Raw genomic sequence first — 15,697 nt, forward strand, 5'->3', positions numbered from 1 at the left:
ACTCCGCCATCATCGCGTTGAGTTTGCACGTTCGCGCAATTTCTCAATCGTCGCTGACGCAGAAATATATTGCAGGCTGGTTCGGACCGAAACAACAGTCGGCTGCCTGGCTGCAAGCGCGGTGCGCAACGCCTCGTCAACTTGCGAGCTATCATTGACACTAATGCCCAATGCGCCGAAATCTCGTGCCAGTGCCGCGAAATCCGGATTGCGCAACCCCGTGGCGCTCACACGCTCAGGAAAATGTTTTTCCTGATGCATGCGAATAGTGCCGTAGGCACTGTTATCGGATATGACAAGTATTGGATTGACGCCGTACTGAATGGCGGTGGCCAGCTCATTGCCTGTCATCATAAATCCGCCGTCGCCGACGAAACAGACAACCTGCCGCTCCGGATATCGCAGGCTCGCCGCAACGGCGGCCGGTACGCCATATCCCATCGCTCCGGAAGACGGTGCTACCATTTTCCTGCCTCCTCCGAAACGCAATAAACGTTGCACCCATCCACCAAAATTGCCTGCGTCGATCGTAATAATCGCGTCATCGGCCAGCAAACGATTGGCCGCCTGCACGACACTGGAAAATACCACACCGTCTTCGGCATCGCCGGGCCCGTGCCAATCGGCCAGCGACTGCGCCACCTGATGCAGTTTCCTGCTCCAGGCCTCATGGTCCGGATCTCTGCTTGCGGGCGCGAATTTGCGCAAGTCCATGAGAAAGGTGTCCGGGTCAGCCACCAAGCCTGCGTCTGTCTTGCGCAACGCCCCCAATGCAGATGCGTCCGGCCATACATGAACCAATGGCTGGGCCGGATGCGGCGCCGCTGGGAAAACGTATCCCTGAGTTGTCACGTCGCCCAGTCGGGTACCGACCGCGATGACCAGATCTGCCTGACCGACCGCCTGGGCCAGAGCAGCCGGCGCGCCATAGGCCAAGTGCCCGGCAAACAGCGGATGATCGTTGGCTAGCAGGTCGGCGTGCCTTACTGCTGTCGCAACGGGAATGCCAAAAGCCTCGGCTGCGGACTGCAGCGCCCTTTGGCCTTCCTCGTTCTTAAGCAATCCGCCGGCAATAATCAGCGGCCGGCGTGCCTTGGCGATCATACTGGCAACCTGTTTGAGCGATGAATCCGAAGCCGCGGCTGCCGGTAAGGGAAGGCGATAGCCCCTTTCGCCCTCTACCATGTCTTCCAGCATATCCTCTGGCAACGCAACAATAACAGGCCCCGGCGTGCCGCTGCAGGCGTAATGAAACGCGCTGGCAACACGATCGGCCAGTTGGTCCGCGTCATTGACTTCAATGACCCATTTGGCCATGCTTCCAAACACCTGTCCATAGTCAACTTCCTGAAAGGCGGCCATATGGCGATGTGCCCTTTCGACCTGTCCGACAAAGAGCACCAGCGGTACCGCATCCTGTTGCGCGGTATGTACCGCAATCGCCGCATTCATTGCCCCGGGACCCCGACTGACCATTGCGACACCAGCACGGCCAGTCAAGCGTGCGTCAGCGATCGCCATGAAACCGGCGCCTCCTTCATGGCGACATGTCACCACGTCAATGCCGACATAGTCCGCCAGCGCATCCAATACATTCAAATAGCTCTCGCCGGGTACGCAAAATACCCTGTCTATCTCATGCGCCTTCAAAACCTCAATCAATACATCCGCTGCTCTTTGCATTATTTTCTGCTTCCCTGAATTTACGTTGAACCTTTAACACGCTCAAGATCGGCCAAAGCCTGAGTACGCAGATTTTCAGGAAAACCGGCCTGAATGATCTGCTCAAGTGCAGCATATAGCCGCTGCCAGCCCGCGTTTGTCCTTAACGACACACCCAGGAAATGGCTTTCTGTTCTGGATCGCAACATCATGTACAACACGCCTGCCAACATAATGCTGACGACCGCCGGCACGTCCAGATCCTGCGTCAAACCGTCTACCCGATCAATGAACGACCTTGCCGCCTTCTCGCGCCGCTGCGCCAGCTGTTCAGTAACCTCGTTTAGTTCAATGAGCTCCCAGCGCCGAATTTCCCTCAGGCTTTCATTGTGGGCAAGCGCTTCGATCTGGGCATGAAGCATTGACAGAATCAGCGCCGCAGGCGTTTGCTGGCTGGACTCCTCATCCTTGAGAAGGCCAGCCCTGGCTGTCCAGAAGTCCTGCTCCTGCATCCAGGCAAGCAACAGTCCCGGCATACCGTCAAAGTAGCGATAGATCAGCTCCTTGCTGACTCCTGCGCGTTTGGCGACTGCATTGATTCCCACCCCCACCATGCCAGTTTCCGTAATCTGTTCTTCCAGCGCATTCAACAGTCTTCTCTCGGTATTTTTACGACGAGACATTCGCTGACCTTCTTATGACGACCATGGCAGAGACCGGCTCCAGACTCTCAAGGACGATGCCATCCTCTACTTGTGCGATCAGCTCGCTGATGGCATGACCGATGACGCAGCCGGCACGCCAGACTGGCGTACCAAGGTAAATGGCCGTAAAACGACCGGCCAAATAGGACGCCTGCGGGTTGGCCGTTTCGATCAGACGTATCTTTCCGTCGGCATCCAGATGGATTGCATCGTTTTGTGCCGTTCGCAAAGATACCCTTTGCCCCATCGACAGAAGTTGATATCGGCCCGCGGCGCCCCCCAGGCATTCCCAGGCAAGACTGCCCACGGCATCCTTTGTTCCGTGCATAAAGTAAATTGAGTTATGCTGTAACGCCAGTTGCCTGTCGCCTTCGCGGCGATGAACGCAGCCAAGATCCGCCCTGGCTGCGACCCGCTGGCTGTTTCCCCAACCTATACACCCTTGCGCATCAACTGCGATCAGACCGGCATCGCTTTCGCTATTGGCTTTGAGCACGACATCGACCGAATGCTGCGGCGTCTGTCCGTCCGCCATTCTGCGCAGCACAGACTGATTCAAGGGCTCGCCATCGCCTCCCGCGAGATTGGGCAGGCGATGTCCAGTAACCAGACCGATGTCATCAATGCCCGGAAGGAATTGTTGCAGCGGCTCCGGCCTATGAGGGCCGCTGGAGATCGCCGCAGCGCGTGTAGCAAGCAGCCACTCATCCGGAATCGTCAATTGGGTCACCCCACCGGTTTGGGTTGTACAGTGGTGAACTTTTCCATCGTCCAGCATCACGGAAAATACGGCAAAGCCGCCGATAGCACCTCTACCGAGCAATTCTGCGGCACGCACTGCAGCAAGCACTGATTCGCCCGCATTGGTACCGCTGGCGGCTATTCCAATTGTCATAAAAGATCCATTGCTTGGTGTCATTTGGCGGCAATAAAAGGCACGCCTGGCAAAATGTGACCGGGTGGTCATATTAAAATACTAACACCATGACAATCGAAATAACAAGCGTATTTTTCTAGGGAAATACCCGCATGAAAACGTTGAATAGATGCAAAACAGAACGAGATAAAAAAGGAAAAATCTCGTGCAAATTCGGAAAACCCTTACGCAAAAAACTGCTTCCGATTACCCCCTGATTTGGATCAAAAGCCGCCATGCTCTTTGTTCTCGACTTACAGTCGGATCTGACAAAATAGAGCAAAAGCAACGCAGACAAATGATGCCAATTTACGTCAATATGCCGCTAAAGCCTTGCGCCATCCGCAAATGCCAGTTGTAATTAAGAAGTCAAGCAAACTGCAAGGGTTCGGCCAATGTTACAGCACATCGTTTTTGTCTTTTTGCTCTTTATTTCTGCTCCTGCCCTTGCTGCGTGCGATAGTCCGATCAAATTTGCGTCGCTGACCTGGGAAAGCGGCCAGTTCACAAGCGCTGTTTTGCGTCTGATTGCCGAACGGGGTTATCAATGCCAGACAAGCGAAATACCCGGTTCTGGCCCGGCTCAGGAAAATGCGCTGTCGCAGAATGATATTCAGGTTATTGGAGAAGTGTGGGTTGGCCGCTCCGACATCATGAACAAGGCCCTGCAGGAGAATAAGGCCGCCATGGTGGGCGATACGCTCAAAGACGGAGCCCAGCAGGGCTGGTATGTGCCAGATTATGTCTGGGAGGAAAATCCGCAGCTTCGCTCCTACAAGGACCTTGAAAAGTTTTCCAAGCTGTTTCTGGATTCCGCAAGCGGTCCCAAGCCTCGCTTTATGAATTGCCCTTCTGGCTGGACGTGTGAAATATTCAACACCCGCCTGCTGCGCACAACCGGCCTGGATCGTACTTTCGATAATGTCCATCCCGGCACCGGCGCCGCGCTGGATGCAGAAATTTCCTCGGCTTATGAGCAGAAAAAACCTCTGCTCTTTTATTACTGGCAGCCGACAGGGCTGATGGCCAAGTACAAATTTAAGGCGCTGCAGTTTCCCGAAAACGAATCGGAATGCTGGGAGAGCCTGCTTGAGAAAGACAGCGATAAAAATTGCGTTACCGGTTTTCCCATATCGAATCTGTCTATTGCCGTTTCCACACCGTTCAAGGAGCAAAATCCGCAGCTGATGCAGTTCTTTGAAAAAATACAGTTTTCTGCCGATCAGCTTAACGGCGCCATTTTGCAAATGACCGAAAACAAGCGCGACGGCACGCAGCAGGCGGAACGATTCCTGAAAGAAAACCCGCAAGTATGGGAGCAATGGGTCAGCCCCGAGGCGGCATCCCGATTACACGCATGGACCGGACAGACGGCGGCGGCAAGCAGCATTTTTCCTGACTGGTCCATCCAGAACAAACTGAACAGCGGACTCAAGTCGGTCGTGGGAACCTACGGGGAATCATTTCGGCAGGTTAGCGGTTTTTTAACCCGTTACTTGCTCAGTCCTACGGTACAGGCGCTCTCGGCAATTCCGGCATGGCTGCTGATTGTGCTAACTGCCGTGCTCGCCTGGCACAGCACACGCTCTATCATTTTCGCGGCATTGTGCGCTATCGGGCTTTACGTCATTGGTGCTTTCGGTTTATGGATTGCGTTGCTGCAAACGCTGGCGCTGTTGATATGCGCTGTCATTATTACAGTCGTTATAGGAATACCTATAGGGATTTTTGTTGCCGGGCGCCCGCGCTTCTACCGCGTGTTGCAGCCGGTACTGGACGTGATGCAGACGATGCCGAGCTTTGTCTATCTGATCCCGGTGCTGATGCTGTTTGGCCTTGGCAATGTGCCTGCGCTGTTCGCAACTGTCATTTATGCCATTGCACCGCTGATCCGATTGACCGCCCTGGGCATCCTGCAAATCAGTCGCGAAATGCATGAGACAGGTACGGCGTTCGGCACCAACCGCTGGCAGATGCTGCGCTGGGTTATTCTGCCACTGGCCAAGCCCAGCATCATGGCGGGTATTAACCAGGCGGTCATGATGTCGCTCTCCATGGTGGTGCTGGCATCCATGATTGGCGCCCCGGGCCTTGGCGAACAAGTGCTGGAGGCCGTGCAGACCCTCAATGTCGGCCAGGGGGTGCAGGCTGGCAGCGCCATTGTGATTCTTGCCGTCATTATTGATCGGATAACCCAGGCTTACGGCAACCGCAGGAGAACGCGATGAGTACGGAAACCATTGACAATACCGCAGCCACCGTGCCAACCGGAGCAGGCAGTCCCGGCATAGACAAACATTTTATTCGTCTTCAGAATATCAACAAGGTATTCGGCGACCGCCACAGCAAAGCCATGACGATGCTGCAACAAGGTTCGGACAATGAAGAAATTACCGCGAAAACCGGCTGTCATGTTGCATTAAGAAATATCAACCTGGAAATCCCTTCAAACGGCATTTATTGCATCATGGGTTTATCCGGTTCGGGCAAGTCCACGCTCTTGCGCCATATCAATCGCCTGATTGATCCGGACACAGGAACGGTCCAGATTCAGGATGTGGACGTGACGGCACTTTCGATTCCCGACCTGCAGAAATTCCGACAAAAGCGCATCGCCATGGTCTTTCAGCATTTCGGTCTGCTGCCTCATTTCACCGTACAGCAGAACGCCGAATTTGCCTTGCGGGTACGTGGCGTGCCCAAGCGGGAGCGCGCAGAGCAGGCGCGCTACTGGTTGAACGAAATGGAACTGTCCGGTTACGAAACGCATTATTATGATGAGCTTTCAGGCGGCATGCGTCAGCGTGTCGGCCTGGCGCGTGCGCTCGCTGCAGGCACCGACATTCTACTGATGGATGAACCCTTCTCGGCACTCGATCCCCTGATTCGGCGCAAGCTGCAGGCTCTGCTGCTGGAGTTGCAAGACCGACTGAACAAGACAATTGTGTTTATTACCCATGATGTGGATGAAGCTCGGACGCTGGGCGGGACCGTTGCCCTGCTAAATCAGGGCAGTCTGATTCAAAGCGGCAGCCTGCAAGAGATGGCGGAAAATCCCGCAGACGAATATGTCGCCAGTTTTTTTACGACTGACGCCGAAACACCATGAGCGTTTCCAGAGACTTCCTTGAGTATGTGCTTGATATGCTGACACCCCTGGGGCCCATTACCACCCGCAAAATGTTCGGCAGTGTCGGGCTGTACTTTGAGGGACAGATGTTTGCGATCGTCAGTAGCGAGAACCGATTCTATGTCAAGTCCGACAGCCATACCCAGGCACAATTCGACAAATCCGATTGCCCGCCACTGACCTATACCAGGCAAAAATCAAACGGCGACAGCAAGACAATCGCGCTTTCATTTTACGCGCCGCCTGAACCGATACTGGATGATCGACAACAAATACTGGAATGGGCGCAACTGGGGCTGCAAGCGGCGGCACGCGTGCCGCAAAAGAAGCAGAGCAAGCCGTCAGCAGGCTCACCAGCGGCTCAATACCGGCGACGCAAGTGAGGCAGACTTGCTGACCCGGATCAACGACAGCCCTGGGTCAGCACACCATTGTCAATACAGTACTTCCGGCAGCCACAGACCTATTTTTGGGAATATATACAATAGAATCAATGCCAATATCTGTATCCCCATAAAGGGCAACATTCCCATAAATATCTGGTTCAGCGTCACATGAGGGGGCGCGACGCCTTTGAGATAAAATGCCGACATGGCAACGGGCGGTGAAAGAAATGCAGTCTGCAGATTCAGCGCAACCAGAATACCGAAAAAGAGCGGATCAATATTGTAATGCGCCAGCAACGGCAGGAATATCGGCATGAAAATAACGATAATTTCTGTCCACTCCAGCGGCCAGCCCAACAAAAATATCACGATTTGCGCAAGTATCATAAACTCCAGTGGCGTCAGATCCATGGACACGACCCAGGTGTTGATGATTTCCTGGCCACCCAGCAACGCAAAAGCGGCAGAGAAAATACTGGAGCCGACAAACAGCCAGCACACCATGGCGCTGGTTCTTGCCGCCAGATAGACCGATTCCTTGAGCATGGGCATATTCAACCGTCGGTAGCACAGGGCCAGCAGGATGCCGCCAAAAGCTCCCATGGCCGCTGCTTCCGAAGGCGTAGCAAAGCCAAAGACAATACTGCCCAGTACCGCCATAATCATAATTGCCAGCGGGAAAAACGACGCCAGCAGCATTTTGAAAATTTCCAGCCGGACAAAAGTGAACCAGGCGTAGAAAGCAATCATCAGCACTAGCCCGGCGGCAAACACCATCCAGAAAGTGGGCGGCACCGTTGGCGCGTCTGCCCCCGTCTCGCTGGAAGGCGCTACTGCGCTCTGTTCAGAATTGGCGGGCGTGACGCCCGGAGGTTCCGCTACCGTCCCCGGCGGCTCGGAAACGCCTGCCGAGGGTTCAGCCTGTGAGGCACCAGGCGGCTCTGCAAGAGACTCTGGTGGTTCGGTCAGCCCTGAACCTTCCGGCTCCTGCAACGAACCCGCATACTGTACCGTTGACGGCGCATCAAGCGAGCCTAGCTCCGTCAACGTGCTGGCCTGTTGTGTGGTGGGCAGTGACAGTTTGTAGCTAAGCCCAATCGCGCAGGCAAACATGAGGGCGGGAATCAGGGTAATAAACAGTTGCTTCAGTATGGCAGAGACCGGAATGCCGCTATTGCGCTCGCCCTTCAGGGCATGCAGCAAGCCCGGGAGCGCCTTGTTGCTGATACTGTTTTTGATGGTGTCAGCAAGTTGGGGCAACGGGATCCGGCGGTCTTCCTCTGACAAGGGAGGCGCCCAGGCAGGTTTTATTTTTGCCACCATAATAATGTACAACACGTACATGCCGGCAAGCATGAGACCCGGGAAAAACGCCGCCGCATATAATTTGACGACCGATACCCCCGCCACGGCGCCATACACAATCAACAATACCGAAGGCGGGATCATAATTCCGAGGCAGCCGCCTGCAGTAATCACACCCGCCGACAGTTTGACGTCATACCCTGCCTTGAGCATAGCCGGCAAAGCCAGCAGACCCATGAGCGTGACCACGGCCCCAACGATACCGGTAGCTGTTGCAAACACAGCGCAGGTAATCACAGTTGCCACAGCAAGCGAACCGGGAATTTTGGCCATTACCAAGTGCAGGCTTTTGAATAGCTTTTCGATCAGATTTGCGCGTTCAACCAGATAGCCCATGAAAATGAACAGCGGAACGGCAATCAGTACATCATTTGTCATGACGGCGTAAGTGCGCAGCACCATCAAGTCGAGTGTCTGCTCTATGGCAAGCTTGGGCCCCATGGCCCGATAGGCAAAAAGCGTGAATATGACGCCCATGCCCATCAGCGTGAATGCCGTGGGAAAACCCAGCATGATGGTGACCACAATTAATGCCAGCATCAACAGCCCCAGATGACCATTGGTAATATCGGCAGGGGCGGGCATAAAGATAACCAGGGCCGCCACAATCGCAATCAGAATACTGATACCAAACCAGGCCTCTTTTCTCATGTTTTATCCCCTTGTTTTGCGATGTACCTGTCGGCTTCCTGGATATCGGCATCTGTCACATTGACCATGTCTTTCAGTTTATCGACATCGACCTCTTCAACGTCAATATCCCGGGAGGGCCAGTCGCCATCACGCAGGCACTGCACACAACGTACAACCTCGACGATGCCCTGTGTGATCAGCGCAAAACCGGCAATGGGGATGATTGCCTTGAATGGATAAATAGGCGGGCCGTCTGCTGTAATCGTGGAATGCTCATTGATGGCAAAAGACTCGGACGCATAGTTATATCCAGCCCACACCAGGGCAATGACGCCGGGGAAGAAAAATAAGATATACAGAAGGAGATCAAGCAGTGCCTGCAGGCGTGGTGGAAAGAATCCGTAGAGCACATCACCGCGCACGTGGCCGTTCTTGCCCAATGTATAGGCGCCCGCCATCATGAACAAGGCGCCATACAACATATTCATGACATCAAATGCCCAGGCGTGCGGATTTTTGAAGGCATAGCGGGAGAAAACTTCGTAAGTGACAAACAGCGTGAGGATCAGTGCACACCAACCGAACAGCTGTCCGATCCAGGTATTGACCTGATCAATACGGTGGAGAACTCTTTTCATGAACAAACTCCTGGGACAGAGCAATGAACAATCCCTCGCGCCGAATACGGGTTGTCATTCATGGGCGGCTGAGGCAATTTCCAACGATCGCACTGCATCTGCCATAGAGCAAGCAAATCCAGACATCATCCGGTCATAGCGGCCAGCCCCCGACGCGACAGGAACCGGCGCCGGCACGTCTGGCCGGCGCGATCTGTCGGGTGGCTAGCCCGCTGCCTTCTTCACAAAGTAATGGTTGTAGGCCATACGGCGATTGTTGTTGGTATCCATATCCCAGGCCACCGCCCGCTCGGCAAACTTACGCTGCGACTGTTCAATCTCCTTGAACAGCGCATTGTTTTCCGCTTTCTTGGCGATGATGTCGTCCCAGGTCGTCAATTGCTGTTGCAGGATGGCGTCCGGCGTCTTGTAGAACTTGACGTTGTCCTCCGTTTTGAGCTTGATATAGTCCTGGGAATAACGGTCAATCGCTTTCCACGACATATCAGCCGAGGCCGCTTCGACTGCGTTCTGAATAATGGCCTTCATTTTGTCGGGCAAGCTATTGTATTTGTCCTTGTTGAAGGTAATTTCAAATGTCTCGGAAGATTGGTGAAAGCTTTGCAACATGCAGACCTTCGACACATCCGGAAAACCCAGCAGCCGGTCTGACGATGCGTTATTGAACTCGGCACCGTCCAGCAGGCCGCGATCCAGTGCTGGTACAATTTCCCCGCCGGGCAACGCATTCACGGCCGCCCCCATGGCTGTAAACAAATCAATGGCCAGCCCATTGGTACGAAACTTCAGGCCCTTCAAGTCATCTGCTTTCGCGATGGGTTTTTTGAACCAGCCCAGCGCTTGCGTTGGCATAGGGCCACTCAGAAAAGATACGACATTGCCGCCAATCGATTCATACAACTTGGCCAGCAGTTCCTTGCCCCCACCGTATTTATGCCAGGACAACAGCATATTGGCGTCCATGCCAAATGCCGGCCCTGACGAAAAGAGGGCCAGTGCGTTCTGCTTGCCGTAGCTGTAACCCAATACACCGTGTCCGCCATCCAGCGTGCCTTTGGACACCGCATCCAGCAAGGCAAAAGCAGGCACCACCGCCCCCGCAGGCAGCACTTCAATCTTAAGTTCACCACCGGTCATGTCATTGACTTTTTTTGCAAAATCATTGGCATACTCATGGAAAATATCGACAGTCGGCCAGGTACTCTGAAAACGGAAATTAATGGGTGTCTGTGCACTCACAATGGCTGGAAATCCCATCCCCGCCGCGGCGACCGAACCGGCTGCTGCTCCTCCCAGAAACCTGCGACGTGATGATTTTGGCGTTGCTGTCTGACGTTTTTTCGCGATGCGATTTATCATAATTGTCTCCTTTGTACCTGTAATCTATTCATTGTTTATCGTTTTTCATACATGTTACAAACTGCGACTGCAATGAAGTTTATACGCACAGAATCCAGCGTTGTCAAGAAAATTCAGTTAGCTGTAAGCACACTTGTAATTTGCTGACTTTCGGTGTGCGCCGCTGACGTCAGCTCGCCATACGCGCTGCCGATTCCTGACACGGGCTACAAGAGCAGCCCTGGCGGTCCGGCAATGCGATTACAATTGCAATATCCCCAGGAAAACCCCATGCCCCTCGTCCATGCCTGCACACGGCGCTGGACGATTGCAGATCATTTTTGAACAGCAACTGAACCGTCGTCTGCTCTGCCCAAAAGCGTCATTGTCAACGGAGCATGAATTTCCCGCGCAGATTTAAAAAAGCACGGATAACCTGCCAAGCCCTTAACCGTCAGATTGGTAGGTTACCTACCATTTATAGCGTACAGACGCATGCACTTTACGCCCCTGGCCATAAAAGCATTGAAGGGAATTGAGGCAATAGCCAATATACGTTTTGTTGAACAGATTGGAGGCGGTCAACTGCAGCGTCATGCCCTTCAGGCTGGGAGAAAAATGCTCGGCATCATAACGGATAGATGCATCGACCAGCGTTCTTGCCGGCAGTGCCAGCGTGTTATCAGCATCCCCAAAATTTGATCCCTGGTATCGCAAGCCGGTTGCCAAATGCAATGCTGAAAATGGGCTGTACTCCATCCATAACGCCGCCTGGTGACGCGGCACTCGTTCCAGTGATTTACCCTGAAGCGTGCGGCCCGTAGCGTCCTGATTTGCGTTGACCATCTTCGAATTCAGATAGGCATACGAAGCAATCATATCCAGAGACTCATTAATATTGGCTTTGGCTTCGAGTTCGATCCCGCGCACACGTGCCTCACCTGACTGCACCAGGAAACCGGAATGCATTGGCTCCGGATCGGGCGTGGTCATATTGCGTTGCCTGATTTCGAACGCCGACAGGGTAATAAAACTCTTGCGCCCTGTCGGTTGGTACTTGATTCCCGCTTCGATCTGCTTGCCACGCATCGCTTTGAACTGGGCCCCCGAAAAGTCGGTACCATCTTCTGGTTCAAAAGAGGTACTGTAGCTGACGTAGGGCGCCATGCCGTTATCGAACAGGTAAGCCAGCCCTACCCTTGCCGTCCAAGCCGTTTCCTGCTGTTTGGCCCGAACATTGGCGGGTATCTGGTTTAACGTACGCGAATGTGCGGAGTCATAACGGGCGCCCAGGGTGGCAACCCAACGGTTCCACCGTATCTGGTCCTGAAGGTACGCGCCCAGTTGTTCTCGGGTCTGTCTGTAATCAATACGTGGGATGAGGTCGGGAGACGCCACGTTGTAGTCGGGATCCAAAATATCCAGGGGCCGGTCATATGGACCAGAGGAAAATTTGTATGCATCATCCAGGTTCATATAGTCAACGCCGGCCAGGACCGTATGTCGCGCCGCGCCCATATAAAAATCTGCCTGCAGATGCGTATCGACCGAGAGCACGTTGGCCCGGGCCCGCCCACGCGTTCCCACTCGGCTCAGATAGCGCGATGTCGGATCCAGCATGTATCCAGGGCTGGCCTGCATTGTCACATCGACCTTGTTGTACTGCAGATTCTGACGCAGCGTGAAAATATCATTGATTACATGTTCGAATTCATAGCCCAGCGCCATTTGCTTGCGCTCATACCCATCAAAATTCGGCTGCCCCAGGTTCTCGGTCCGTGAAATCCTGCCGTAAGGGCTGTCATAAAGGGTACCGACAGCCGGCAGCGCCATGTAATCGGTCAGCGTCTTGTCCTGCTGATAATGAGAAAACACTGTCAGGCGCGTGCCTTCACCCAGCTTCCAGCTCAGGGATGGCGCAATAAAGACACGACGGTCAAACCCTTCATCTACCTGGCCGTTGCCATCGCGTGCGAGTCCGGTCAGGCGATAAGAAAACCGCCCCTCCTCGTCAATAGGGCCGGTAAAGTCAAAGGCGCCCTGCTTGCGGTCATGACTGCCAACGCTAGCAGTGATCTCATGCATGGGCGTATCCAGCGGCTGTTTGGTCATCATGTTCACGATACCGCCAGGTGTGTTTTGTCCGTACATGACAGACGCCGGGCCCTTGAGGATATCAATCCGTTCCAGCCCATACGGTTCAATGCGCAACATCGCGGCACTGTACGCGCCGAAAGGCAGCTTTGACCCATTCAAATTCTGTTTCAGATAAAAACCACGGCTGTGAAGTACATCATTACGTGTATCGCTATCGCCAAAGGAGGCGAGCACACCAGGCGTATAACGTACGGCATCAGTCACGCTTTGCGCCCCCTGGGCGGCAATCAGGTCTTTGGTCACCACGTTGACGGTTTGTGGAGTCTCGAGCAAAGACACAGGGGTTTTCATGGCCGTCGCATCGTTCACTGCGATATAGCCGTCCACCGTACGGCTGTACATTTCGTCAATGGCATACACCAAGTCCAATGTCGCCACAGCAGGCTCGGCCCCCACCGAACTGTGCTGCCGGGGTCTTGCCACCAGGTTATACGTGTTGTTATCTTGCCGGATTGCCCGCAAGCCCGTACCCTGCAGTAGTCGGCTGAAGCCTTCGTCAAGAGTATAGCGGCCATGGAGTGCAGGCGCCTGTCTGCCCGCCGTCAAGGAGGAAGGAAAAACCATCGCTACGCCAGACTGCAGCACAAACTGGTTAATTGACCGGGTCAGGGGCCCCGCAGCAATTCGGTACTCCTGCAACACTTCTGTTGAACCATCTTGTGCTAAAACCACCTGTGTGCCCAGGCATAAAAGCGCCAGCACGCCTGCGCAGCTGCCCACCAGCCGAGAACTTCTGTTTTTGAAACTCATAGACCCCTCACTGTTTTTGCGTTGTGTATAAGTTATGACGGATCACAATCGCAAAGTGACAGGCCGAATCGGCATTATTCTTTCTTTGTTATGGTCACGGCCCATGGCATATATTGGCGAACCTCAATTGGCAGCGTCCGACCCAGAATATTGAGCGCCTGTCCGCTGTCATCAATCGGGATTACGCCCGAAACCCGAATACCTTCCAGTTTTCTCTCGTCATACCACATCACCCCCATGTGATACGCCTTGAGCACATACAGCACCCGGCTCAGCGGCTGATTATCCAGAGCGAGATAACCCTGTGCCCATGATGCCGGATCGCTGTACCCCGACGTTTCCATCCGAGATACGGTGTCAGCACTCAGCGTAGCGCTCTGGCCCCGCTTCAAATCTGCACATGCTGGAGGCAGCTTGCTCTGCGGGCAAGCTCTGACATTGGATTCGATTACGCTAACTTGTGTTTTGTTACCCAGCAACGACACGGTATAACGGGTGCCCAAAGCTGTCGCCGTCCCTTGCTCTGTTTGAATGATAAAAGGTCTGTTATCACGATCATGATTGACCTGAGCCAGAATCTGACCGTCCCGCAACACGATCCTGCGTTCGGTGCTGCTATATCGCACGTCCACGGCAGTGCGGGCATCCAGTGTCAGTTCGCTGCCGTCCGCAAGCGTCACTATCTCACGCTGGGCCAGACCGGTGTGGTGGTCGGCCAGCAAATGCAGATGCATCACTTCAGACAGCAACACTGCCACGCCAGCGCAGCAAATAGCTGCGCCAAGTGTTCGCTTTACCCGACGTTTGCCGCGCTTTTGTGCAGCCAGATTTGCCATGGCGGCCTGAGCCGGCTCGGCAGCCTTTCCTTCCAGATCGTCGAAATTGCGCCACAATGTCTCCAGCCGTCGCCAGGCCAGATCGTGGGTGGCATCTGCCTGTCGCCATTGGCGGCACTGCGCGCGCTCCTGCTCGCTCACATCCGCTTCCTGTAGCCGTACGAACCATTGCGCTGCAACCGCGACAACTTCGGCAGATGGTTCACAGTCCCGCGCCAAAAGATCAGCGACCGAATTTCCCATGCTACGCAACGCCCGCATCGCTAAAAACCAGTGTGTAACATTGCAAAAGTGCAGCAGACAGATACTGACGCACGCGGCTGACAGACACACCAAGGTGTGCAGCGACCTGCGCATGTGTCTGACCTTCGAGCCGCACCATGAGAAACGCCATTCGCGCCTTCGGCGGCAAGGTCTCCAGCCACTGACTGACCAGCGCCAGTGTCTGCGCCGCCTGGACTATTGTTTCTGCCGAAGGCGCCGTATCCGTCCCATGCACATGAACCCAGGACTCGCAAAACAACCGGGCTACCATACGGCTGCGCGAATCATCGATCATCAGGCGCACGGCTGTGGTCGTCAACCAGGCACGAGGCTCGCGCAGGACAGGAACCGGGCTGCCTAGCAAACGACAGAACGTATCCTGAGCAAAATCTGCAGCGTCATGGGAACTGCCCAGCTTACGGTGCAGCCACCGTACCAGCCATGGATAGTGCTGTACATAAAGCAGGCCGATATCATCGGTCGAAAGCAAATTGGACATTGGGAATCGGCTCCAGCAATGGCGTTGGCAACATCGGATTAAATAATAATGATTCTCATTATAGATTGAATTTTATCGTTAATGAAAGCGATTTGTGTTGCCTACATACCATATACATTTATACGACACTCTTATGAGTACCGATAAAATGGCTCCGGGACTTGCGCTTGGCCTCAAATCATGCGGTTAAGATGGCAGGCATGAAAACCACCTATTATCGACACTTATTTCATACGGAATAACGTCAAGTGTCATATGTTTACCCCTGATTTTGTCTTTTGTCTTATTCCTATTTCAATCGCAAGTAGCGGATTGTCGGGTTGCAACGCGCTGTCTACACTCTGTATATTGCCGTCGCTCCCACGCAAGCGGCCTACCCAGCCCGGCACGAACAGCCCTATCGGGGCTCCTGGTTCGCC

At 54.1% G+C, this 15,697-nt stretch carries 12 protein-coding genes; 3 read left to right on the forward strand and 9 right to left on the reverse strand.

The window, feature by feature from the left end:
• Positions 1 to 9: 9 nt before the first annotated feature.
• From CAP48_RS16840 to CAP48_RS16850, 3 genes are read right to left on the reverse strand one after another with little or no spacing between them, the layout of a single operon-like run.
• Positions 10 to 1,683: a thiamine pyrophosphate-dependent enzyme gene (locus CAP48_RS16840; protein WP_100698852.1), complete on the reverse strand. Its 1,674-nt coding sequence runs from the start codon at positions 1,681 to 1,683 to the stop codon at positions 10 to 12.
• A 20-nt stretch (positions 1,684 to 1,703) separates the two neighbouring features.
• Entirely contained in the window at positions 1,704 to 2,345 is a 642-nt protein-coding gene (locus CAP48_RS16845; protein WP_100698854.1) for a TetR/AcrR family transcriptional regulator, read from the reverse strand.
• Positions 2,332 to 3,261 (reverse strand): hypothetical protein, encoded by a 930-nt coding sequence (locus tag CAP48_RS16850; RefSeq protein WP_100698856.1) that lies wholly within the window; start codon positions 3,259 to 3,261, stop codon positions 2,332 to 2,334. Before CAP48_RS16850 ends, CAP48_RS16845 begins: the two co-directional genes overlap by 14 nt.
• Before the next feature lie 416 nt (positions 3,262 to 3,677).
• Between CAP48_RS16850 and CAP48_RS16855 the strand changes: the two genes are divergently transcribed.
• Genes CAP48_RS16855 through CAP48_RS16865 form a run of 3 tightly spaced genes read left to right on the forward strand, consistent with a single transcriptional unit; the run spans position 3,678 to position 6,795 of the window.
• Complete coding sequence (locus CAP48_RS16855; protein WP_100698858.1) at positions 3,678 to 5,510, forward strand: glycine betaine ABC transporter substrate-binding protein; 1,833 nt, start codon at positions 3,678 to 3,680, stop codon at positions 5,508 to 5,510.
• On the forward strand, positions 5,507 to 6,391 hold the full coding sequence (locus tag CAP48_RS16860) for an ATP-binding cassette domain-containing protein (protein ID WP_242444539.1): 885 nt from the start codon (positions 5,507 to 5,509) through the stop codon (positions 6,389 to 6,391). Before CAP48_RS16855 ends, CAP48_RS16860 begins: the two co-directional genes overlap by 4 nt.
• Complete coding sequence (locus CAP48_RS16865; protein WP_100698860.1) at positions 6,388 to 6,795, forward strand: TfoX/Sxy family protein; 408 nt, start codon at positions 6,388 to 6,390, stop codon at positions 6,793 to 6,795. The genes CAP48_RS16860 and CAP48_RS16865 overlap by 4 nt, the downstream gene beginning before the upstream one ends.
• Before the next feature lie 51 nt (positions 6,796 to 6,846).
• Here the strand turns inward: CAP48_RS16865 and CAP48_RS16870 are convergent, their stop codons facing one another.
• The 6 genes from CAP48_RS16870 to CAP48_RS16895 form a co-directional block, all read right to left on the reverse strand.
• Complete coding sequence (locus CAP48_RS16870) at positions 6,847 to 8,814, reverse strand: TRAP transporter large permease subunit (RefSeq protein ID WP_100698862.1); 1,968 nt, start codon at positions 8,812 to 8,814, stop codon at positions 6,847 to 6,849.
• The gene (locus tag CAP48_RS16875; RefSeq protein ID WP_100698863.1) at positions 8,811 to 9,434 is read right to left on the reverse strand and encodes a TRAP transporter small permease subunit; all 624 of its coding nucleotides are present in this window, start codon (positions 9,432 to 9,434) and stop codon (positions 8,811 to 8,813) included. The genes CAP48_RS16870 and CAP48_RS16875 overlap by 4 nt, the downstream gene beginning before the upstream one ends.
• Positions 9,435 to 9,638: 204 nt before the next feature.
• Positions 9,639 to 10,793, reverse strand: a complete 1,155-nt coding sequence (locus CAP48_RS16880) for a TRAP transporter substrate-binding protein (protein ID WP_100698865.1) — start codon at positions 10,791 to 10,793, stop codon at positions 9,639 to 9,641.
• A gap of 450 nt (positions 10,794 to 11,243) precedes the next feature.
• The gene (locus tag CAP48_RS16885) at positions 11,244 to 13,679 is read right to left on the reverse strand and encodes a TonB-dependent siderophore receptor (RefSeq protein ID WP_100698867.1); all 2,436 of its coding nucleotides are present in this window, start codon (positions 13,677 to 13,679) and stop codon (positions 11,244 to 11,246) included.
• A gap of 74 nt (positions 13,680 to 13,753) precedes the next feature.
• Positions 13,754 to 14,758 (reverse strand): FecR family protein, encoded by a 1,005-nt coding sequence (locus CAP48_RS16890; RefSeq protein WP_161495291.1) that lies wholly within the window; start codon positions 14,756 to 14,758, stop codon positions 13,754 to 13,756.
• Position 14,759: 1 nt separating this feature from the next.
• On the reverse strand, positions 14,760 to 15,278 hold the full coding sequence (locus tag CAP48_RS16895) for a sigma-70 family RNA polymerase sigma factor (RefSeq protein ID WP_100698871.1): 519 nt from the start codon (positions 15,276 to 15,278) through the stop codon (positions 14,760 to 14,762).
• Positions 15,279 to 15,697 lie beyond the last annotated feature (419 nt).

This window comes from Advenella sp. S44 (genome assembly GCF_002810445.1).
Lineage (GTDB): Bacteria > Pseudomonadota > Gammaproteobacteria > Burkholderiales > Burkholderiaceae_B > Advenella.

Coding starts and splice junctions, on each gene's coding strand:
- CAP48_RS16875 (WP_100698863.1), bottom strand. CDS start 9,434: ATGAAAAGAGTTCTCCACCGTATTGATCAGGTCAATACCTGGATCGGA.
- CAP48_RS16860 (WP_242444539.1), top strand. CDS start 5,507: ATGAGTACGGAAACCATTGACAATACCGCAGCCACCGTGCCAACCGGA.
- CAP48_RS16880 (WP_100698865.1), bottom strand. CDS start 10,793: ATGATAAATCGCATCGCGAAAAAACGTCAGACAGCAACGCCAAAATCA.
- CAP48_RS16840 (WP_100698852.1), bottom strand. CDS start 1,683: ATGCAAAGAGCAGCGGATGTATTGATTGAGGTTTTGAAGGCGCATGAG.
- CAP48_RS16890 (WP_161495291.1), bottom strand. CDS start 14,758: ATGGGAAATTCGGTCGCTGATCTTTTGGCGCGGGACTGTGAACCATCT.
- CAP48_RS16895 (WP_100698871.1), bottom strand. CDS start 15,278: ATGTCCAATTTGCTTTCGACCGATGATATCGGCCTGCTTTATGTACAG.
- CAP48_RS16885 (WP_100698867.1), bottom strand. CDS start 13,679: ATGAGTTTCAAAAACAGAAGTTCTCGGCTGGTGGGCAGCTGCGCAGGC.
- CAP48_RS16870 (WP_100698862.1), bottom strand. CDS start 8,814: ATGAGAAAAGAGGCCTGGTTTGGTATCAGTATTCTGATTGCGATTGTG.
- CAP48_RS16865 (WP_100698860.1), top strand. CDS start 6,388: ATGAGCGTTTCCAGAGACTTCCTTGAGTATGTGCTTGATATGCTGACA.
- CAP48_RS16855 (WP_100698858.1), top strand. CDS start 3,678: ATGTTACAGCACATCGTTTTTGTCTTTTTGCTCTTTATTTCTGCTCCT.
- CAP48_RS16845 (WP_100698854.1), bottom strand. CDS start 2,345: ATGTCTCGTCGTAAAAATACCGAGAGAAGACTGTTGAATGCGCTGGAA.
- CAP48_RS16850 (WP_100698856.1), bottom strand. CDS start 3,261: ATGACAATTGGAATAGCCGCCAGCGGTACCAATGCGGGCGAATCAGTG.